Origin of the sequence: Ureibacillus thermosphaericus, assembly GCF_002370195.2 — a bacterium.
GTDB classification, from domain to species: domain Bacteria; phylum Bacillota; class Bacilli; order Bacillales_A; family Planococcaceae; genus Ureibacillus; species Ureibacillus thermosphaericus.
Genome location: NZ_AP018335.1, coordinates 303,938 through 326,344, shown reverse-complemented (window position 1 = coordinate 326,344; position 22,407 = coordinate 303,938). Strand labels below are relative to the sequence as shown.

General features: G+C 34.7%; 20 protein-coding genes. 15 read left to right on the top strand and 5 right to left on the bottom strand.

Annotation, left to right across the window (positions count from 1 at the left end; all coding sequences use genetic code 11):
* Positions 1-45: 45 nt before the first annotated feature.
* The 3 genes from UtA1_RS01570 to UtA1_RS01560 all read left to right on the top strand — a co-directional run bounded on the left by UtA1_RS01570 (position 46) and on the right by UtA1_RS01560 (position 2,719).
* Positions 46-765: a YebC/PmpR family DNA-binding transcriptional regulator gene (locus UtA1_RS01570; RefSeq protein ID WP_096549829.1), complete on the top strand. Its 720-nt coding sequence runs from the start codon at positions 46-48 to the stop codon at positions 763-765.
* 207 nt (positions 766-972) lie between these two features.
* Entirely contained in the window at positions 973-1,506 is a 534-nt protein-coding gene (locus UtA1_RS01565; protein ID WP_232019885.1) for a YdcF family protein, read from the top strand.
* 133 nt (positions 1,507-1,639) lie between these two features.
* Positions 1,640-2,719 (top strand): AI-2E family transporter, encoded by a 1,080-nt coding sequence (locus UtA1_RS01560; RefSeq protein ID WP_096549827.1) that lies wholly within the window; start codon positions 1,640-1,642, stop codon positions 2,717-2,719.
* A gap of 300 nt (positions 2,720-3,019) precedes the next feature.
* On the opposite strand, the gene UtA1_RS01555 is transcribed toward UtA1_RS01560, so the two are convergent.
* The 3 genes from UtA1_RS01555 to UtA1_RS01545 all read right to left on the bottom strand — a co-directional run bounded on the left by UtA1_RS01555 (position 3,020) and on the right by UtA1_RS01545 (position 6,056).
* The gene (locus UtA1_RS01555) at positions 3,020-4,036 is read right to left on the bottom strand and encodes an inorganic phosphate transporter (protein ID WP_096549826.1); all 1,017 of its coding nucleotides are present in this window, start codon (positions 4,034-4,036) and stop codon (positions 3,020-3,022) included.
* Positions 4,037-4,057: 21 nt separating this feature from the next.
* On the bottom strand, positions 4,058-4,678 hold the full coding sequence (locus tag UtA1_RS01550; protein WP_016838358.1) for a DUF47 domain-containing protein: 621 nt from the start codon (positions 4,676-4,678) through the stop codon (positions 4,058-4,060).
* Between the two features lie 214 nt (positions 4,679-4,892).
* Positions 4,893-6,056 carry a class I SAM-dependent methyltransferase gene (locus UtA1_RS01545; protein WP_096549825.1) on the bottom strand — a complete coding sequence of 388 codons (1,164 nt, stop codon included), beginning with the start codon at positions 6,054-6,056 and terminating at the stop codon, positions 4,893-4,895.
* Between the two features lie 273 nt (positions 6,057-6,329).
* Between UtA1_RS01545 and putP the strand changes: the two genes are divergently transcribed.
* From putP to UtA1_RS16920, 10 genes are all read left to right on the top strand, one after another.
* Positions 6,330-7,820 carry a sodium/proline symporter PutP gene (gene putP, locus UtA1_RS01540; protein WP_096549824.1) on the top strand — a complete coding sequence of 497 codons (1,491 nt, stop codon included), beginning with the start codon at positions 6,330-6,332 and terminating at the stop codon, positions 7,818-7,820.
* 234 nt (positions 7,821-8,054) lie between these two features.
* Positions 8,055-9,338, top strand: coding sequence for a GTPase HflX (gene hflX / locus UtA1_RS01535; protein ID WP_096549823.1), 1,284 nt, complete (start codon positions 8,055-8,057; stop codon positions 9,336-9,338).
* Between the two features lie 349 nt (positions 9,339-9,687).
* Entirely contained in the window at positions 9,688-11,175 is a 1,488-nt protein-coding gene (locus UtA1_RS01530) for a peptide MFS transporter (RefSeq protein WP_096549822.1), read from the top strand.
* A gap of 351 nt (positions 11,176-11,526) precedes the next feature.
* Positions 11,527-12,480 (top strand): ABC transporter permease, encoded by a 954-nt coding sequence (locus UtA1_RS01525; RefSeq protein ID WP_096549821.1) that lies wholly within the window; start codon positions 11,527-11,529, stop codon positions 12,478-12,480.
* Positions 12,470-13,426, top strand: coding sequence for an iron chelate uptake ABC transporter family permease subunit (locus UtA1_RS01520; protein ID WP_096549820.1), 957 nt, complete (start codon positions 12,470-12,472; stop codon positions 13,424-13,426). The genes UtA1_RS01525 and UtA1_RS01520 overlap by 11 nt, the downstream gene beginning before the upstream one ends.
* Positions 13,423-14,190 carry an iron ABC transporter ATP-binding protein gene (locus UtA1_RS01515; RefSeq protein WP_096549819.1) on the top strand — a complete coding sequence of 256 codons (768 nt, stop codon included), beginning with the start codon at positions 13,423-13,425 and terminating at the stop codon, positions 14,188-14,190. Before UtA1_RS01520 ends, UtA1_RS01515 begins: the two co-directional genes overlap by 4 nt.
* Before the next feature lie 205 nt (positions 14,191-14,395).
* The gene (locus tag UtA1_RS01510) at positions 14,396-15,424 is read left to right on the top strand and encodes a siderophore ABC transporter substrate-binding protein (RefSeq protein WP_096549818.1); all 1,029 of its coding nucleotides are present in this window, start codon (positions 14,396-14,398) and stop codon (positions 15,422-15,424) included.
* A 440-nt stretch (positions 15,425-15,864) separates the two neighbouring features.
* Complete coding sequence (locus tag UtA1_RS01505) at positions 15,865-16,194, top strand: phosphatase PAP2 family protein (protein WP_096549817.1); 330 nt, start codon at positions 15,865-15,867, stop codon at positions 16,192-16,194.
* Positions 16,195-16,373: 179 nt separating this feature from the next.
* Positions 16,374-17,189: a zinc transporter ZupT gene (gene zupT, locus UtA1_RS01500; RefSeq protein ID WP_096549816.1), complete on the top strand. Its 816-nt coding sequence runs from the start codon at positions 16,374-16,376 to the stop codon at positions 17,187-17,189.
* A 476-nt stretch (positions 17,190-17,665) separates the two neighbouring features.
* Positions 17,666-17,809 carry a hypothetical protein gene (locus UtA1_RS16920; protein ID WP_172597779.1) on the top strand — a complete coding sequence of 48 codons (144 nt, stop codon included), beginning with the start codon at positions 17,666-17,668 and terminating at the stop codon, positions 17,807-17,809.
* 65 nt (positions 17,810-17,874) lie between these two features.
* Here UtA1_RS16920 and thrB read toward each other — a convergent pair whose 3' ends face one another.
* Both thrB and thrC read right to left on the bottom strand, forming a co-directional pair.
* Positions 17,875-18,798, bottom strand: coding sequence for a homoserine kinase (gene thrB, locus UtA1_RS01490; protein ID WP_096549815.1), 924 nt, complete (start codon positions 18,796-18,798; stop codon positions 17,875-17,877).
* Positions 18,795-19,847, bottom strand: coding sequence for a threonine synthase (gene thrC / locus UtA1_RS01485; protein ID WP_096549814.1), 1,053 nt, complete (start codon positions 19,845-19,847; stop codon positions 18,795-18,797). Before thrC ends, thrB begins: the two co-directional genes overlap by 4 nt.
* Positions 19,848-20,099: 252 nt before the next feature.
* Here thrC and UtA1_RS01480 point away from each other — a divergent pair, with 252 nt between their 5' ends.
* The gene (locus UtA1_RS01480) at positions 20,100-21,341 is read left to right on the top strand and encodes an MFS transporter (RefSeq protein ID WP_096549813.1); all 1,242 of its coding nucleotides are present in this window, start codon (positions 20,100-20,102) and stop codon (positions 21,339-21,341) included.
* 191 nt (positions 21,342-21,532) lie between these two features.
* A complete protein-coding gene (locus tag UtA1_RS01475; protein ID WP_172597804.1) occupies positions 21,533-22,393 on the top strand; it encodes a MurR/RpiR family transcriptional regulator in 861 nt (286 codons plus the stop codon).
* Positions 22,394-22,407: the final 14 nt, after the last annotated feature.

Genomic DNA, 22,407 nt, shown 5'->3' with positions numbered 1-22,407 from the left:
AATGAAATTTTACTGATATTTTGATTAGGAAAGAGAGTGAATCCAATGGGTCGCAAATGGAATAATATTAAAGATAAAAAAGCAGAAAAAGATAAAAACACCAGCCGAATTTATGCAAAATTCGGTAAGGAAATTTATGTAGCTGCAAAAAAAGGTGAACCAGACCCAGAATTAAATCAGGCATTAAAGGCAGTATTAGAAAGAGCAAAAACATATAATGTACCTAAACATATTATTGATCGTGCCATTGAAAAAGCGAAAGGTGCTGGCGGAGAAGATTATGAAGAACTTCGTTACGAAGGCTTCGGTGTCGGTGGAACAATGGTGATCGTTGATGCGTTAACAAACAATGTGAACCGTACTGTTTCAGAAGTCCGTGCTGCTTTTGGCAAAAACGGAGGAAATATGGGGGTAACAGGTTCGGTATCATATATGTTTGATTCTACTGCGGTATTTGGAATTGAAGGTAAGTCAGTAGATGAAGTATTAGAAATTTTATTAGAAGCGGATATTGATGCACGTGATGTGTTTGATGAAGAGGGAATCACAATCGTTTATGCGGAGCCAGATCAATTCCATGTTGCTCAAGAAGCATTCAAAGCAGCAGGTATTGAAGAGTTTACAGTAGCTGAATTAACAATGCTTCCACAAACTGAAGTAAAACTAACTGGGGAAGACAAAGTGAAATTTGAAAAAATGATTGATGCATTAGAAGATCTTGAAGATGTACAACGTGTATATCATAACGCAGATTTAGAAGATTAATATTCAATAAAGGAAAGACCGTAACATGTTGAGTGTCACGGTCTTTTTTCATTGTCAGTTTTTGGGGAACTGGACTTTCAAAGAAAAATTCCACGTTTCTAAAGTATAATTTTGGAACTTTATAATCGTTTAAACGTAAGTACTAAGAGAAAATCTTAAGGTGATCATATGAAAAAAAGTTTTTTAATAATATTAGGAATTTTAATAGTGAGTAGTGTAGCTTTATTTACTTGGTCCTATAAAACCATGAAACAGCCAATACCGGTTGCAGATGGTACTTATGAATATGCGATTTTATTAGGAGCGAAAGTAGAATCGGATGGAAGACCAAGCTTAACTTTGCAGTATCGTTTGAAAGAGGCGATAGAGTATTTGAAATCCTATCCTCATGTAAACGTCATCGTTTCTGGTGGGAAAGGGTTGGACGAACCGATTAGTGAAGCTGAAGCAATGTACACATTTTTAGTGGAATCAGGAATTGAAGAATATCGAATTATCCGTGAAGAACAAGCAACGTCTACATACGAAAATTTGCTATATTCAAAAAAATTACTGCCAACCAATACAAAAAACGTTACGCTTATTACAAGCGATTTTCACTGTGCACGTGCAAAAATATTAGCAAATAAACTGGACTTAGAAGTGGACATAGTTGCATCAAAAACACCGAAAATTGTTGAGCAGAAGTTACATATTCGTGAACAGTTTGCACTCATAAAAACATTAATCCTTGGAAAATAAAACTTCCAACCGAATTGTAATGAGTGGAAAATGCTCGCAATTAAACACTCTTTATTGATTCTTTTTTATAAACGAAAATAGATTTGTATAGGAATTTTCAGGAAGTGTTAAACTTGGGTAGGGGTGAGTGAACATGACAAAAAAATTATGGTTTCAAGTGGGAATTGGATTATTAATTGCCTTATTAATTATTAAATATGTAATAGAAATTCATTGGATTTTTAATCCCATTGTTATTATTATCAAAACAATTTTTATTCCAGTGTTATTAAGTGGCGTCCTTTTTTACATATCAGAGCCTTTCCAGCGTTGGCTAGAAAAAAAGGGGCTTCCTAGATGGGCAAGTATTTCAACGATTGTATTAGTATTAGCAGGATTAGTAACGGGATTATTGTTAATTGTCGGAAATCCGATTGCTGAACAAGTGAACCGCTTAGTGCAAAATTCCCCAAATATTGGCGATAAAATAATGGAAGCAACGGATTTTATTCTAGAAAACAAAGACAATTTACCTCCTCAAGTTGAAAACTTCGTTGATTCTGTAACAAGTTCTATTCAAGACATTGTCGTTGTAGGTAGTAAAAGCATTGTAAACTTTGTTAGCGGTACTGTTTCTACAATTTTTACTTTAATTTTGGTTCCATTCTTTTATATTTTCATGTTAAAGGATCATGAAAAATTTGCACCAAATATTTACAAGATTTTTACCGGCGAGCGTCGGATATGGGTAAAGAATACGTTAGAAGACATCAATGAAGCACTAAAAAACTATGTACAGGGACAAGTACTTGTGAGTTTAATTTTAGCAACGATGATGTTTATTGGATACTTAATTATCGGACTTGAATACGCTTTATTACTTTCAATTTTTTCCTTTTTCATGAATATGATTCCGTTTATTGGTCCATGGATTTCGTTGGCGCCAGCAATTCTTGTCGCCATTATTCAAGATCCAGTCTTGGTAATTTGGGTATGTGTGATTACCCTTGTTGCTCAACAATTGGAGAGCAATTTAATTACTCCAAATGTTATGGGGAAATCTTTAGATATCCATCCGTTAACGGTTATTACAGTAGTATTAGCTGCTGGTAATATAGGTGGTTTTATTGCAATTATGATTGGAATTCCAACTTATGCGGTATTAAAAGTAATTGTAAAGAATATCTATGAGGAGCGGAAGAAAATTAAAGAAGCTGCAACGAAAACGTTATAATATAAAACAGTATACACCTAAAGAGAAGCTGTTTTTTTAAATCTTGTATTGTATACTTAGATAAGGCATTTTTATGAGAGAGCGATTATTAGAAAAAGGGGATTTTGTATGAGCGGAAAGAGAGCTGCTATCATTCTCGTAAGTATTATGCTTTTAGTTAGTATTTTGGTGATCGTTGCCATTTCAATCTTTTATGCCACTTATCAGCCAACTATAAACCAAAGTATGATACCTTTTGAATTGAGTCATTCCAATAATACAATATAAAAAACACGAGCTATAAACGCTCGTGTTTTAATTTTAGAAGAATAAATCCAATATGAAATAAACACAACCAGCAATTACTGCTGAAATTGGCATTGTAATAATCCAAGTTAAAACAATTTTACGAGCTACTCCCCATTTAACACCTTTTACACGTTGAGCAGATCCCACACCCATAATGGATGAAGAGATAACATGAGTTGTTGATACCGGTAAGTGAATTAAGGTTGCTCCAAAAATAACAGTAGCAGATGCTAAATCGGCTGCAGCGCCATTAACAGGTCGGATTTTCATAATTTTTGTACCAACCGTTTTAATGATTTTATATCCTCCGATGGAAGTTCCTAATCCCATTGCAAGCGCACAGGCAATTCGTACCCAATCTTGTACATCGTTATCTGATTGGATGCCGGCAGCGATTAAAGCCATTGTAATGATTCCCATCGCTTTTTGGGCGTCATTCGTACCGTGAGTGAAAGCCTGTAATGCTGCGGTAAAGATTTGCATCGTACGGAATCCTTTATTGGTACGATAAAGGTTTAAATTTTTAAACAACAACTTGAATATTGACATGAATAAAAATCCGACACCAAAAGCGATAAATGGAGAAAAAATTAACGCCTCTAAAATGCCGATAAAACCTTTATAATTGAGAATATCAAATCCCGCTGCAGCAATTGCTGCTCCAGCAATGGAACCAATTAATGTATGAGAAGAGCTAGACGGAATTCCAAAATACCAAGTAAGTAAGTTCCATGTAATCGCAGAAATAAGTGCTGCTAAAATAACGACAGATCCCGTTGTATCATCTGGCGTTTGATTCAGTGAAAATGGGTCTACGATATCGCTAGCAATTGCTTTTGCTACTCCTACAAAAGAAATTGCTCCAAGGAAGTTCATGATAGCAGCAAGCATTACAGCTGTACGCGGTGGCAGTGCACGGGTTGAAACAGACGTAGCAATCGCGTTTGCTGTATCGTGAAATCCGTTAATAAAGTCAAATGCGAGCGCAAATATAACGATTAATATTGTGATGATTAAAATGGCATCCATATCTAAAACTCCGCTCCGTTATTATGCATTGCGCATGATAATTGTTTCTAGTGTATTTGCTACGTCTTGGCAATGGTCAGCGATATCTTCCAATTGGTTGTAAATATCTTTATATTTAATTAAACGGATTGGATCTTTTTCATTTAAGAATAGTTGTTTAATGGATGAACGGGATACTTCATCACATTCTCGTTCATAGTCCTTGATTAAAATAATATGATTTCTCATTGAAGTTAAATCTTTTTTATTTAACAAGTCGATTGCTGATACAATTTCATCTGCACTTCTTGTTATGTATTTTAAAAATGTGCGCATTGACTCGTCTAATTCTGGAATGGAGAACATCTCTAAGTGAGCAAAACATTGCTCTATACCATCTAATACATCGTCCATTTTAATAGCTAATGCTAAAATATCTTCTCTTTCGATTGGTGTCATAAATGACTTATTTAACATGACGATAAGTTCGTGTATTAAATTGTCACCATCCGTTTCAAATTTTTTAACTTTGATACTTAATTCCTTTAAATCAGCAATTGAATCGATATTAAAGTCGTTAGCAAAGTGAACTGCATCCCGCATGTTTTCAGCAATTTTGTGTAATGACACAAAAAATGGATCTGATTTTTTTGGATTAAACATGAAAGTAATGCCCCCTGATATACGTTAGTTTTAAAACCTTTATTATGATAGCAAAAAAAATTCAAAAACTATAGAATGTAAATGCGGAAAATAACAAAATTTACATTCCTGTAATATTTATTTGGTAATAATTAGTTATTGTAGTGAAAATAAGGAATATAAATAAGCATATTAATTGGCAGTGCCATATTAATATGCTTATTATGGATTGACTTTATGATAAGTATTCTTCAAGTTCCTTTTGCAAAAATGGCTTTGCTGATAAGAATTCAATAAAAGCTTTGTATCTTTCGAATTCGTTTTTGCCCGGTTTCTTTCCAGTATAAAAACCACGTATCAATATATTTTTAGGTGTATGCTCCATATCGATAAATTCCATTAACTGTACTTCATATCCGACTAATTTTAAAATTTCTGCACGAATTGAATCGGTTGCGAGAGCGGCAAAACGTTCTTTGATTAATCCGTGTTGTGTCATGATTTCTAAATGCGGGGCGTTTAATTGACGGTTCAATTCATGTTGACAGCATGGTACGCTTAAAATGACTTTTGCTCCCCACTTTACAGCTCGAGCCAGTGCCATATCTGTCGCCACATCACAAGCATGTAATGTTACGACCATATCGACAGAAGTCTCTTCATCATAATCATTTATATCTCCTATAATAAATTCTAAATTGTCATAATGTAAATCTTTTGCAATATTATTACACTCTTCGATTACTTCTTTTTTCAAATCTAGTCCTGTAACTTTAAGATCTAATCCTTTTTCAATTTTCAAATAGTGATATAAGGCAAAGGTTAAGTAAGACTTCCCTGAGCCAAAATCGATAATCCGAATTTGCCGATTTGTCGGTAAGTAATCTAAGGAATCGTCAATAAATTCGAGAAATCGGTTAATTTGTCGAAATTTGTCATATTTTTGCTTTTTGACTTTTCCATCAGGAGTTTGAACCCCAAGCCGCACTAAGAATGGATAAGGAGTTGTTTCATTCAGCAAGTAATTCTTTTTACGGTTATGGGCTAAAGACAGCTCTTTTTTCATTTCTGTTTGTTCTTCTTTCCAAAAGACTTTATTCTTTTTAGATAATTGGATTTGAATTAAGCGATCGGTGAATTGCCCGTGAAATTGTCTAAATTGCTGTAGCAACTCATCTAAATAGGGATGGAAATTTTCTAATAGGATATTTTTATGTTTTAATATCCTTTCATATTGATATTCCAGTTGAATATGGTATTGTCCCTTTATTTCAACTGGCTTTAATTTAACTCTTTTCAATTCATCTGCTTTTTTCCTTGGTTGACTAATGGTTGCAGATATTAGTTTTTTATTAAAAATATGCTCAAGCAATTGTTGTTTCATATCAGTAAATTCCATGGATATCAAACCTTCTTCGTTTTAGGATAATCGACAATAGTTTAACACATAATACATTATTGTTATAGAAAAGGTCGGGAAAATTGTAAACCATGTTGACGGAAAATTATTTTAAAACGGAAAATTATACAAAAAGAGAATTTTCCAAAAAAATATTATATCCAAAAACCTATCCCTATGTTAAAGTATTGTTATAAAAGATTTCTTAGAAATCGACATTATTTTCTCTATTTCGACATATTTTAAGTATGTAACAACAAGGAGGAGAATTTTATGAGTGAGTATGCTTTCCAAATGTTAGCGATCATATTATATATGATTGCAATGTTATTAATTGGTTGGTATGCATTCAAAAAAACATCTAACTTAAAGGAATACATGTTAGGTGGGCGCGGATTAGGGCCAATTACAACCGCTCTAAGTGCTGGAGCAGCCGACATGTCAGGTTGGTTATTGATGGGGTTACCTGGTGCCATTTATGCAGCAGGTTTAGTAGAAGCGTGGATTGCGATTGGTTTAACAGTTGGACAATATTTAAACTATGTTTTAGTCGCACCGCGTTTACGCGTTTATACGCAAATTTCTAAAGACTCTATTACAATCCCGAGCTTTTTAGATAACCGACTTCGTGACAATACGAAATTGCTTAGAATTGCATCAGGAATCGTTATTCTTGTATTCTTCACGTTCTATGTATCTTCCGGTATGGTTTCTGGTGGTAAGTTTTTCCAAAGTTCCTTTGGATTTGATTATCACACTGGGATGATTGTTGTAAGTGCAGTTGTTATCATTTATACATTATTTGGTGGATTCTTAGCGGTAAGTTATACAGACGTAGTACAAGGAACGATTATGTTCTTCGCTTTAATTTTAGTTCCTCTTGTAGGCGTTTTCATTACAGGAGGATTAGGTGAAACAGGAACTGCTATCACTGCTGTAAATCCTGAGCATTTAAGTTTATTACCATCAACAGCAGTAGCTGCAGGAATTATTTCTTCTGTTGCTTGGGGTCTTGGATATTTCGGACAACCACATATCATCGTTCGCTTCATGGCGATTAATACAGTAAAAGAAATGAAAAGTGCCCGTCGTATCGGTATCGGTTGGATGATTTTAAGTTTGGTTGGTGCGATGTGTACGGCGCTAGTGGGTGTTGCTTACTTCCAACAAAACGGAATGACACTTGATGACCCAGAAACGATTTTCATTGTAATGGGACAAATTTTATTCCATCCATTTATTGCAGGTGTTTTACTTGCAGCCATTTTAGCGGCAATTATGAGTACGATTTCATCTCAATTAATCGTTACTTCTTCAGCATTGATTGAGGATATTTATAAAGCGTTGTTCAAAAAAGATGCTTCCGATAAGCACTATGTGACAGCTGGACGTTTAGCAGTATTACTAGTATCTATTATCGCAATGTTTTTAGCTTGGAATCCAAATAACTCAATTTTAGATTTAGTTGGATTTGCTTGGGCTGGATTTGGTTCATCCTTTGGTCCAATCATTCTCCTTGCTCTATATTGGAGAAAGTTAACAAACATTGGTGCATTAAGTGGAATGGTTGTAGGTGCTATTGTAGCATTCGTTTGGGGTCAATCCGCTACTCTTTCAGGCATGATTTATGAAATGGTTCCTGGATTCTTCTCTAACTTAATTGTGGCTGTTGTTGTAAGTATGATGACGTATAAACAAAATCCAGAAATTGAAGAAGAATTCAATCAAACATTAGAGGTTTTAAAAGCTGAAAAGCAAAAATAATGAGTTATTAAGGAAGGGTCCGTCTGAAAAGTTATGTTGAGACGGCCCTTTGCGACGAGGATAGTGGAAACTTGTTTCGACTACCGCAGGAGCAAAGATTTAGCAAAGATTATGATTATGAATAAGTAAGGGTGTCTGGAAAGTTTTCGACTTTCAAGACACCCCATTTCTTTTTCTTTCGCAGGGTATACTGTATAATAACGGGATAAGACCCATTGTTCGGAGGGAAGGATTATGACTCAGTTAAAAGAAGTAGAGATGATTAAAGAGAAAGCAATTTTAGTGGGTGTCAACTTAAATGACCCAAATTTCGAATATTCAATGGAAGAATTGGCAAATTTAGCGGAAGCCCTTGACGTCGAAGTGGTAGGGCAAGTAATTCAAAATTTAGAGCGCATTAATCCATCTCATTATGTAGGAAAGGGAAAAGTAATAGAAATTAAAAATTTTTTTGATGAAGTTGGTGCAAACTTAGTTATATTCAATGATGAACTATCTCCTTCACAGATCCGAAATTTAGAAAATGATTTAGATTGCAAAGTGATTGACCGAACAACGTTAATTTTAGATATATTTGACCGCCGAGCAAAAACAAAAGAGGCTAAGTTGCAAGTAGAATTGGCACAGCTGCAATATATGTTGCCTAGATTAGTTGGATTACATTCTTCTTTATCAAGACAAGCTGGAGCAACAGGTGGGGGTCTTCGAAATAGAGGGCTTGGTGAGACAAAACTAGAGCTCGATCGACGGAAAATTGAAGACCAAATTTCAAAGTTGCGAAAAGAACTAGAACAAATTAAGGAACAACGAGAAACGCAAAGAAAAAAACGACGAAAAAGTGAAATTCCTGTAGTGTCACTAGTAGGGTATACTAACGCAGGGAAGTCAACAATTATGAATCAAATGCTAGCGAAATTTGGGCAAGAGGATAAAGAAGTTTTTGAAAAGGACATGCTGTTTGCAACGCTAGACACCTCTGTGCGAAAAATTGAATTACCGGATAAAAAACAATTTTTACTTACTGATACCGTTGGATTTGTAAGTAAGCTTCCCCACCAATTAGTAAAAGCCTTTCGATCAACATTAGAAGAAGCGAGAGATGCGGATTTATTGTTACATGTAGTGGATGTTTCTAACAGTGAATATAAGTTTATGATGGATGTTACGAATCGTACATTAAAAGAAATCGGAGTAGAAAATGTTCCAACCATTTACCTTTATAATAAATGTGACTTAGCCAAAATTTCTTATCCAAAAGTTTACGGAGAAGACCTTTGGATATCTGCGAAAGAAGGCAAAGGATTGAATGAGTTAGTTGAATGTATTCGTAAACATCTTTTTTCAAATTATTACACTTGTGAAATGTTTATTCCTTTCAACCGGGGGGATATCGTATCCTATTTGAACGGGAATGCTTCAGTAAAGTCAACAGAGTATGAAGAAGCGGGAACAAAGTTAATAGTAGAATTGAAAGAATCAGATTATAAAAAGTTTGAAGACTTTGTAGTCAAGAAATAGTAGAAAGCGAGTGGAATCAAATTCCCCTCGCTTTTTTGGTATGTATAGACTTGATACATTCCAAACTACATAACAGGTGACAAATTATTAAGAAGAAAAACTTTTCAGAGGATAGTAAATTAGTGAAATTGTTATACCAAAATAATAAAAACGGTGGTTATAGAGACATAAAACAGTTAAAATGATAAGAAATTTTGAAAAATATCAAATAAACTTAAAATTTAAACATTATACAGATATATTGAAAATGCTATGGAAATTATTTAAAAATAAATATTGTGGTTGCTTCAAAAGTGATGAAATTTTCAGAAAAAAATAAAAAGTAAAATAACAGAAAGAAGGGAAATATATGTTATCTAAAGAAGAAATTGTGAAATCCGTCCCCCAGAAAGGCTTTTTTGGACATCCTAAAGGATTATTTACACTATTTTTTACTGAGTTCTGGGAACGTTTCTCATATTATGGAATGCGCGCCATTTTAATTTTTTATATGTACTATGAATTACATGAAGGTGGATTGGGGCTTGAACGCGGAACTGCAAACTCCATTATGGCCATCTACGGTTCTTTAGTTTATATGTCTGGTATTATTGGTGGATGGTTGTCTGACCGAGTTTGGGGTCCTCGTAAGACGATGTTTTATGGCGGAATCCTCATCATGATCGGGCATTTCATTTTAGCTCTTCCACTTGCTTTAACAGGTCTCCTTATATCAATGGTATTTATCATTATTGGTACAGGTTTATTAAAAACGAATGTTTCATCAATTGTCGGCGAGATATACGCAGAAAAAGATAGCCGTCGCGACTCTGGTTTTAGTATTTTCTACATGGGTATTAACATGGGAGCATTTTTAGCTCCGTTTATTGTTGGGACTGTAGGGGAAACTTATAGCTTCCATTTAGGATTCGGTTTAGCAGGTATTGGAATGCTGATCGGTTTAATTATTTACATAGCCACGCAAAAGAAAAATCTGGGCTTAGCAGGTCTTCAAGTTCCAAACCCATTAAATGAAGCCGAGAAGAAAAAAGCGATTTTGAATTTCACAATCATTATTTTAGCGATTGTTGTTGTATTAGGCGGTTTGTATGCAACTGGCAATTTAACAATGGGTGTATTTAGTACGATTATTACAACTTTAGGTGTACTAATTCCTACAGCATTTTTCATCATCATGTATAGAAGTCCAAAAACGACAAAAGATGAAAAATCTCGTGTGTTAGCATACATTCCTTTATTTATTGCAGCAGTAATGTTCTGGGCAATTCAAGAGCAAGGTGCAACAATTTTGGCAACTTATGCAGATACGCGAACAAATCTAAATGTTGGCGGCTTTGAATTAAAAGCTTCTTGGTTCCAATCGTTAAATCCATTATTTATTATTCTTTTTGCTCCAGTTTTTGCGTGGATTTGGGTAAAACTAGGTAATCGTCAACCTTCAACACCACTGAAGTTTTCCTTTGCACTGTTCTTTGCAGGTGCTTCATTCTTAGTGATGATGATTCCTTCAAAACTGTCTGGTGGAACAGAATTAGTAAGTCCATTATGGCTAGTATTATCATTTTTCTTAGTTGTAATAGGGGAGTTATTGCTTTCCCCAGTGGGGCTATCGGCAACGACAAAACTTGCTCCACAAGCTTTTGCTTCTCAAACAATGTCTCTTTGGTTCTTAACTAGCGCGGCTGCACAAGCAATCAATGCACAGCTAGTAAGAATTTATGAAGCCGTTACGGAAATTGTTTATTTTGGTGCACTTGGTGGATTATCCATTATTCTTGGTGTCATCATATTACTATTTACTCCGATTATTTCTAAAGCAATGAGAGGCGTAAAATAATAGGAAGGGGAGCTGTTTGATATTTTGAAACGGCTCCTTTGCGATGGGATAGATAGGTAGAAGTGTTTCAACTACCGCAAGGAGTAGAGATTTTAAATAAATCATAATTATGACAAGGTGAGGGGGCTTAGAAAGTATATGTTTTCTAGCCCCCCTCTTTTTTATTGTGTGGAAAATAAGAATATACAGTCAGGATGGTATATAAAATAAGAAATAACGCTAAAATTCATTTGATTTTCATTCTCAATTGTATTTGATTTTTATAGTTTTTCTCTTTATAATGATATTGTACTTGGTGATGAGAATCATTTTCATTAATGAGTACAGAAAAGAGAAAATTGGGGAGCAAAAATGAGACTATGGATGTTGATAGTAGCAGCAATCATCCTGTCATTCATTTCGCTATTCATTGGAGCAATCGATATAAAACCTACTGATTTACTAAACTGGGAATCACAAGAAACTCAAATATTTCTAATTAGTAGGGTTCCTCGATTACTTGCCATTATTTTAGCGGGTGCAGGAATGAGTATTGCTGGTTTAATTATGCAAAGTTTAAGTAGAAATAAGTTCGTATCACCTACGACAGCAGGTACTCTAGATGCAGCTAAGTTAGGGATCCTTATTTCAATTTTGTTATTCTCACAAGCTGCATATATGCAAAAAATAATTTTTAGCTTTGTGTTTGCATTTGCAGGTACGATTTTATTTATGCAAATTTTAGACCGCATCAAATTTAAAGATGTGATTTTCGTACCGTTAATCGGTATTATGTATGGAAATATTTTATCCTCCATTACGACGTTTTTTGCGTATGAAGGGGATTTGATTCAAAACATAAATACTTGGTTAATGGGTAGTTTTACACTCATTATTTCAGGACGTTATGAGCTGTTATATGTAAGTGTTCCTGCCATTATCTTGGCTTATTTATATGCGAATAAATTTACGGTTGCCGGAATGGGTGAAGACTTTGCAAAAAATTTAGGCTTAAGTTACAAAGCTGTGTTGAACCTCGGTTTAATTCTTGTGGCGACCATTTCTACGACCGTTGTTTTAACAGTCGGTGTAATACCTTTTCTAGGTTTGGTTGTTCCGAATATTGTGTCAATCTATATGGGGGACAACTTACGTAAAACGATTCCACATACAATTGTACTGGGAGTTGTTTTCTTATTAGTCTGCGACATTATTGGTCGAGTAGTGATTTATCCATACGAAATACCGGTCAATGTAACAGTTGCAGTAATTGGTAGTTTGCTCTTCTTAATTATGTTGTTTAGGGGGAGAGCATATGCGAAATAATGTTGTGAAATTAATAATATTAGCGATTATTGCAATCATTTGTATTTTATTTTATGGATTTTACGATATTAAAGGTGGATTCGATTATGCTTTCCCTCGACGTATGATGCGCGTTGGAGCAATGGTGATTACTGGTTTTGCAATCGCTTATTCAACGGTCATTTTCCAAACAATTACGCACAATCGAATATTAACACCATCGATTATGGGAATTGACTCCATGTACGAAGTGGTGCAAACCCTTATATTCTTCTTTGCAGGATCTGCATCAATCTGGGTAGTCAATCAATATTTAAACTTTTTCGCGGCGCTCGCCGCTATGATCATATTTGCTATTTTGTTATACCGTACATTATTTAGAGCAGACAAATATCCAATCTATTTGCTTTTATTAATCGGAATGATTATCGGAACATTCTTAGGTAGCTCCGTTTCATTCTTGCAAGTATTAATTGATCCAGTTGAATACTTGAGTTTACAAAACGTACTTTTCGCAAGCTTTATTAAAATTAAAGTTCAACTGTTACTTGTTGCAAGTATTATTTTAATCTCTGCCTTCATTATAGGTTTTAGAATGCTACATCAATTGGACGTTGCTACATTAGGCCGAGACAATGCTATAAATTTAGGTGTTAATTACGATCGTTTAGTGATGAATGTATTAATTTTAGCTTCAGTTCTTATTGCAACATCAACAGCATTAGTTGGTCCAATTACATTCTTTGGATTGATTGTTGCAAATCTATCCTATCAATTTTTTGTAACGTACAAGCATTCAGTTCTCATATTAGGAGCTGGTTTAATTGGTGTTATTGCGTTAGTCGGCGGGCAATTTATTGTTGAACATATTTTTGAAATGAAAACGACTTTAAGTGTCATTATTAATTTTATTGGTGGTATTTACTTTATATACTTATTACTAAAGGAAAGTAGGGCACAAGGATGATTGAAATTAAAGGGTTGACGAAAAAGTATGGTAATAAACCAGTTGTAAGTGATGTATCATTATCGATTCAACCAAAGGCTATTACTTCCTTTATTGGACCGAATGGTGCTGGTAAATCGACATTGTTGTCAATGGTTAGCAGGTTAATTGATGCTGATACTGGCGAAGTGTTATTGGACAAACAGAACGTAAAAAATTGGAAGTCTAATGAATTTGCTAAACGAGTTTCAATCCTTAGGCAATCAAACTTTCTTAACGTTCGATTAACTGTAAGGGAACTTGTGTCTTTTGGACGTTATCCATATTCAAGAGGAAGACTTACACCTGAAGATGAGCAATATGTGGACCAAGCGATTGAATACATGAATTTGAAGGGAATTGAAGATAAATTTTTAGATCAATTGTCTGGTGGGCAAAAACAACGAGCTTTTATTGCAATGGTTATTGCTCAAGATACTGAATATATTCTTCTAGACGAACCATTAAATAATTTGGATATGAAGCATTCTGTGCAAATTATGAAGATATTGCGCAAACTTGTTGATGAATTAAATAAAACGGTTGTAATTGTATTACATGATATCAACTTTGCTTCAGTTTATTCAGATTATATTGTGGCATTAAAAGACGGTAAAGTTGTGAAAAATGGGCCTACAGAGGAAATTATTAATTCAGAATCTTTACGAGAAATTTATGATATGAATATTCCAGTGCAAGAACAAAATGGTTGTCGCATTTGCGTATATTTTAACTCTCATACGTAATCATAATGATGATTTAGAAAAGCTTAAATGCTTTTCTAAATCATTTTAAAATGTAATACTTTTTAAATCATTTAATAAAAAATGTAAAAAAGTATATTGACGAACAATAAGCTAATGATTATAATTAGAGTCAGTTATTGATAATGATTATCAATATCAAATAGTATTGAAATATAAAATATAAGGAATAGGAGAGAAAGTTATAATGAAGAACTGGAAATTATTCGCAGTTATTCTAACAATGCTTGTATTTGTTTTAGCTGCATGCGGTGGCAAAGAGGCAGAACAAAATACGGGCTCAAATACAGATGAAGGAAATACACAGGGACAAGCTCAAGAAGATGGCCGATTCCCAATGACAATTACATCTACAATTTCAGAAAGCAAAAACGAAGAAACTGGTGCAACTACTGTATTTGAAGATGTTGTTTTAGAAAAAATGCCTGAAAAAATTGTTGTATTTGACTATGGTTTCCTAGATACACTTGATGCTCTTGGTGTTGAAGGAATTGTTGGTGTTGCAAAAGATGGTACATTACCAGAACATCTTTCTAAATTTGCTGCTGACGAATATGCAAGTGTTGGTTCATTAAAAAGCCCATTACTTGAAGATATTGCTGAATTACAACCAGACGTAATCTTCATTTCTGGTCGTCAAGCAACTTTCTATGACCAATTAAAAGAGATTACTCCAAACGTAATTTTCGTTGGTACTTCTCAAGATGATTACTGGAACACATTCTTAAAATCAGTAGATATTGCAGCACAAATTTTCGATAAAGAAGAAGAAGCGAAAGAATTTTTAGCGAAATTCGATTCAAAACTTGAAGAAATTAAACAATTAGCAAGCCAATACAAAACTTCATTAGTTACAATGTATAACGAAGGTAAATTATCTGGCTTTGCTACAAATTCACGATTCGGTTATGTCTATGATATTTATGGATTTACTCCAGTAACTGAAGATATCGAAGCTTCATCTCACGGTTCAAATTTTGGTTTTGAAGCCATCTTAGAATTCGATCCAGAAGTATTATTTGTAGTTGACCGTACTGCAGCTGTAGGCGGACAATCAAACATCGAAGCTGACATGGAAAACGCAATTATCCAAAAAACACAAGCTTATAAAAACGGTAAAATCGTATACTTAGATGGTCCGCTTTGGTATTTAAGCGGTGGAGGCTTACAATCTGAACTTGCGAAAATTGATGAAATTTTAAATGAATTAAAATAATAAATCGTTTATCCAGTCATGGTCACCCAATACATCTTTGGGTGATCATTTTTTTGTCTGTTAACATTGATTTTGCAAATGTGATGAAATGAATCCATTATTACTGTTATTATTGTATAATATACTTTCGACTGAATAACATCTAAATTGCACAATATGTTAATAAGTAAATTTATTGTTATTATTAAGCTTTCATAAGGGTGATTTTTAATATTTTAAGGTGGAGAAGTTGATGAATAATCGTGTATTACTTTACATTAGTGGACTGTTTCATTTATTCCCTTTATTATTTTACGCTATACTAATGACACTTCTACTATCGTTTCATTTGATCAAAACATGGAATTATTATTAAAAGGTAATAAGTTTTTCAGCTTTTTCCACTATTTTGGTGAAATTTCACTAATAGATTTAATCGCTATTATTGTATTATTCATTTTATGGTTAAAGTTCAAAAATTACGAGGAATGCTTTTTGTGATTCTTACTATTCCGATTGGCCGATTGATCAATCATTTCGTAAAAGAATGGGTAGCACGTCCACGACCAGAAATAGCAGATCAAATGGCATCGTATAGCTTTCCATCTGGTCATGCTATGATGGGGTTATTGTATTTATTCACCATAGCTTATTTATTGTCTGAACTTACTAAAAATCATAAAAGTAAGTTGAGGTATTGGATTGGAGGATTGGTGTTAGCTATATTGACAGGATTATCAAGAGTGGCGGAGAAAAATCATTTTGCAACAGATGTAATGGCTGGAGTTTAGGATTTACATGGTTTTGTATTTGTATTTTTTTGTATGAAAGTATTAAACGCTGATATAGCGTTTATTTTTTTGAAATAAGTTTTCTAAATCCACAAAATATAGATAAGGTAAAAAAAGTTGCACTAAGGAAAGTTCTGCGTATATAATAATATTAGGATATTAAAAGAAAGGATGTTCGAATGAGTAACATCATATTAGCATTTAGTCTGACCTTATTTGCAGGGTTAGCAACTGGACTTGGTGCGCTTATAGCATTTTTTACCGAGAGAACGAATAAAAAGTTTTTATCTGCTGCTTTAGGTTTTTCAGCTGGCGTAATGATATATGTATCATTAATTGAAATTTTTTTTAAAGCGAAAGATGCATTAACGGTTGCTTTAGGAGAGTCGAAAGGGTATTGGATGACGGTGATCGGATTTTTTGGAGGAATGCTATTTATCGCTATGATAGATAAGGTGATTCCGAAAAAAACAAATCCTCATGAAGTAAAAACAGTAGAGGATGTTATGCAAGCAGAATTATCACCTAAGGAATTAGATGAAGCTAATTTAATGAAGGTAGGAATATTTACGGCACTTGCTATCGGTATTCATAATTTCCCTGAAGGGATTGCGACTTTTATGTCAGCAATACACGATCCGAGTGTGGGAATTGCTATTGCCATTGCCATTGCTATCCATAATATACCTGAAGGGATTGCTGTAGCTATACCGATATTTTATGCAACTGGTAAGAGGAAGAAAGCTTTTAAACTTTCCTTTTTTTCAGGACTTGCAGAGCCGATTGGTGCACTCGTTGCCTTTTTAATATTGATGCCGTTTCTAAATGACATTATGTTTGGAATAATTTTTGCAGCAGTTGCAGGAATTATGGTGTTTATTTCTCTGGATGAACTATTGCCAGCTGCGAAAAAATATGATGAGACCCACTCATCTATATACGGGGTGGTTGTGGGAATGGCGGTAATGGCGATAAGTTTAATTTTGTTGTCATAAAAGTATAACAGGAGTTGTTCTGAAGTAGGGAACTTTCGAACAACTCCTGTTTTAGTGCGCCTGGCATGGGTGTAATCTATAGGGTGTAAGTCCCGAACTGTGAAGGCAGAAGTAACAGTTAGCTTAACGCAAGGGTGTCCGTGGTGACGCGGAATCTGAAGGAAGCGAGCGGCAAACTTCCGGTCTGAGGAACACGAACTTCATATAAGGCTAGGTATCATTGGATGAGTTTGCTAAACAAAACAAAGTCCTTTCTGCCAAAGGTGGTACAGAGTAAATGAAGCAGATAGATGGAAGGAAAGATTACATTCTTACCCGGGGAGGTCTGGCGGATATGTGAAGTACGCTTCATAACCTACTTAGTGATAAGTAGCTGAACCGTCAGAAGTCAGCAGAGGTCATAGTATTAGTTGGTTTAGAACTACTAAGAAGGACCGAACAATTAAGAGAGAATAGCCCTTGGCATTCAGTGAGTCATGATGAACACAGAAAACGTAGTACCTCACTTGAGGAAGGAAGCGGTGAATCCCGTGGGAGACCTCTTGGAGGGTGGAGTGACCACTGGCATAAAGAGAACAGCTATTCACGGAAGTTATAAAGACTTGCGTCAATCATCTTAATTGAACCGCCGTATACGGAACCGTACGTACGGTGGTGTGAGAGGACGGGAGTTAATCGCTCCCTCCTACTCGATTGCTTTAGAAACGCTTGATATTTCTTCAACATAAACGCCACATTGATCTGGTTTTGTCAGAATGATTTTATGTGTCGGGAATAATTCCTCCATTTTTGCAACAAATTGTTGACCTATGGAATTTGGAATTATTGAAATCATTGTTGGTCCAGCACCACTTAATGCAGTACCATACGCTCCAGCTTTTTTTGCTTCCTTGCGAATTTCATGGTAATAAGGGATAAGTTCTGCACGGAATGGCTCATGGAATAAATCAGATTCCATATATTTTCCGATGCGTTCATAATCCTTTAATACTAATGCTGCTGCGAGCATATTTGCACCAGCACTTGCTTGGACGGCATATGGTCTTTGGAATGTTTTTGGCAACACATCTCTTGCTTCAGAAGTTTTTAACTTTACATTCGGAATAAATAATACAAATGATGCTTCAAGGTCATGGATGTGAATTGTATCAACATTGCCTGCTTCATCCATTGTTGAAATGGTTAATCCACCTAATACAGAAGCAGTGGCATTGTCTGGATGGCCTTCAAACTGTGAAGATAGATTTAATTTATCTTGCACAGATAATTGAAGGTCACAAAGGAGGTTTGCAATTTCAATTCCTGCTACAATTGCTGCTGCACTACTGCCAATTCCTCGAGCAAAAGGCAGTTCACTTGTGATTTCGATACGACAGCTAGGCATTTCTCTATTATATTGTTTTGCAGTTTCATGAGCAATTTTATAAATTAAGTGATCTTTTATTTCAAATTTTTTAGGTAATCCTTCTGATAAATGGATAATTTCCCATTCGTCTTGAGGAGAAACAGTTAACTTTAAATAAAGTGATAGGCTAAGCCCTATAGAATCAAATCCCGGGCCTAAATTTGCAGTGCTTCCTGGAACTGTAATTTGCCATTTTTTACTCATACTAAACCCTCAATGTAGTTTCGAATTTCTTCCATGTTATTTTTCAAAGAAACGACTTCCACAGTCGATACATTCATAGCAGTATCAGGGTCTTTTAGCCCGTTCCCCGTAAATACAGTGACCACTGTACTACCTTTTTCAATTTTTCCGTTATTTACGGATTTGACTACACCAGCAAGGGAAGCAGCTGAACCTGGTTCGACAAAAATTCCTTCACTTTTTGCGATTTCTTTATATGCAGCAATGATTTCTTCATCAGTAACGGAGTCGATTATTCCATTTGATTCATCGCGAGCCGCTTCAGCGAATTTCCAACTCGCAGGATTACCAATGCGAATAGCTGTCGCAACTGTTTCAGGATTGTCTATTGGTTGACCTTTTACAATGGCAGCTGCTCCTTCCGCTTCGAAGCCATACATTTTAGGTAAACCACTGTTTTTTGCTTCATTATATTCTTTAAAGCCTTTCCAATAGGCAGTGATGTTACCTGCGTTACCAACAGGAATACATAAATAATCAGGGGCTTTTCCTAAAGCATCGACAATTTCAAAGGCAGCAGTTTTTTGTCCTTCGATACGGTACGGATTGACAGAGTTTACGAGCGTTACTTTTCCTTCTTCACCAATTTTACGAACGATTGAAAGAGCATCATCGAAATTTCCATCAATTTCAATGATTTTTGCACCATACATACAAGCTTGTGCTAATTTCCCAAGAGCGACTTTTCCTTTTGGAATAACGACAATGGATTGAATACCTGCGCGAGCAGCATAAGCGCTAGCAGCAGCAGATGTATTACCAGTAGATGCGCAAATAACACATTTTGCTCCTTCTTCCACAGCTTTTGCTACTGCAACGACCATTCCACGATCTTTGAAAGAGCCAGTAGGATTTAATCCTTCGTATTTTCCGTATAATTCTATGCCTAGTTTTTTAGATAAATTTCCTAAATAAATTAAAGGAGTATTTCCTTCATTCAAAGTTAATGTAGGTGTTTTTTCTGTCACAGGTAAAAATTCTTTATATTCTTCGATAAGACCTTTCCACATAGTAATATCTCCTTTTGTTTTCGCTAGATGAACATCTGTTTTTATATAAAAGACATTTTAGCGCACAATAATAGTATATTTCAATAGAAAACGAAAAATTTAAAATATTATATACACAAATTATTTTATCATTTTTATTAAACAACAAGATAAATAATTACAAAAATAAATCAAATATAATACTTGCTAATAATAGTGAATGGGTTTAATGTAATAATATCATCTAAATTGTAAAGACAGGTGAAATAACAGATGGATAATAAGTTGTTGCAATCCAAGAAAACCCGGACCATCTCTCGCAATAAATTGTTGGGGGTTGCTGGTGTCGGATGGTTATTCGATGCAATGGATGTCGGAATACTTTCATTTATTATTGCAGCGCTAGCGGTAGATTGGGGTCTTTCCTCCAATGAAATGGGCTGGATTGGAAGTGTCAACTCTATTGGGATGGCCGTAGGAGCTTTTCTATTCGGATTGATGGCAGATAAAATAGGAAGAAAAAACATTTTTATTGTAACACTATTGGTTTTCTCCATTGCAAGTGGTATATCGGCATTTACAACGACATTAGCTGCGTTTTTAATTTTACGATTTATTATTGGTATGGGACTTGGTGGTGAACTTCCTGTTGCTTCTACATTGGTTTCAGAAAGTGTACCAGCTAAAGAACGTGGCCGGGTAGTTGTATTGTTAGAAAGTTTTTGGGCATTTGGATGGTTGTTAGCTGCAATCATTGCTTACTTTGTTATTCCAAGTGATATATGGCCAATTGCCGGTTGGAGAGTGGCATTAATCATAACAGCTATACCAGCATTATACGCGGTATTTATTCGTTTGCATTTACCTGACTCTCCTCAATTTGCCGCAAAACCTGAGGCGAAAAAACGCACTATTTTTCAAAATATTAGTGGTGTATGGTCAAAAAAATATGCGAAGTCTACCCTTATGCTTTGGGTTCTGTGGTTTTCCGTTGTGTTTTCTTACTATGGAATGTTTTTATGGCTTCCAAGTGTTATGGTAGGAAAAGGATTCAGCTTAATCTCTAGTTTTAAATATGTCTTGATTATGACCCTAGCTCAACTGCCAGGTTATTTTACTGCTGCATGGTTTGTAGAAAAGATTGGGCGAAAATTTGTATTAGTTACTTATTTATTAGGAACAGCTGCAAGTGCATATGTATTTGGACAAGCAGAATCCATTACAGTGCTTTTAATTTCAGGTATTCTTTTATCCTTCTTTAACTTAGGTGCTTGGGGAGCTTTGTATGCTTATACACCGGAACAATATCCATTAGTAATTCGTGGAACTGGCGCAGGGATGGCAGCAGCAATTGGACGGATTGGAGGCATTTTTGGTCCTTTGCTTGTAGGGTGGTTGCGTACGGCAGGATTTGATTTCGGATTTATTTTTGCTGTATTTTGCATTTCGATTGTAATTGGAGTAGCGGCAGTTGTTTTTTTAGGAAAAGAAACAAAACAAATAGAACTAGAGTAAATTTCATGAAGGAAGCTTTTCGAGAACAAAAAGCTTCCTTCATAAATTTGACAATTTAATGAATATTTGCATAGTTACTCTTAAAAATTTTTCTGAAAACTCATTGTATTCACTCATTATACATGCTAACCTACTCTTTATAATATTGCATACATTATAGTAATTTCATGAAGGAGGAATTCATTAAGAAAATGGGCTTTTGTGATGAAGTGAAGAAACGCTTTATCCGACTTTCAAGGGGACAACGTAAAGTAGCGCAATTTGTTATAGAAAATCCGAATGTAGTCGCTACTCATATTGCCTCTGAAGTAGGAAAAATTATCGGTGTAAGTGAGTCAACAGTGATTCGGTTTTGTTATGCAATGGATTTATCTGGCTATGGTGAACTGCAAGATAGAATTCGAAAGGATTTATTAGAATCGAAACATGTTTCGGCTGGCGAACAATTATCCATTGGAAAAAAACATGAATATTTATTCAGTGAAATAATGAATCGGGATGTAACAAGTATTTTAAATACAATACAATGCATTGATGCAGAAAGCTTTGAAAAAGCCACAATTTATTTACATGAAGCAGGGATCATTTATACGTTGGGTTATAGACAGTGCGCTCCATCTACATGTTATTTAACTTCAATGTTAGAAAATTTCGGAAAAAAGGTTACTCAAATCAAATTTAATGTTGAAGATATTGTAAATCAAATAAATAGAATGGATACAGATTCAGTATTGTTTGTAATCGCTTTAGATTCGGTAGTAGAAGATATATTAACAATTGTTAAATTAGTGAAAAATAAAAAGGTCAAAATTATTGCTATAACAAATTCTTCCATATCCCCTGTACGTGATTATGCAAATATCAGTTTTGTTGCAGGGGCTCAAAAACAAATTGCTTTCGAAGCAAATACCGCAGCTAATTCCCTTGTACACGCTCTCGTCGAAGGTATGACTCTACATAATAGAAATTATTATAAAAAGTTTTTAAATTTAAATGCTCAATTAGATGATCGTCTCCATTTTTTAGAAAAAAGAACGTTAACAATGAAATAGTGATACTTAAATAT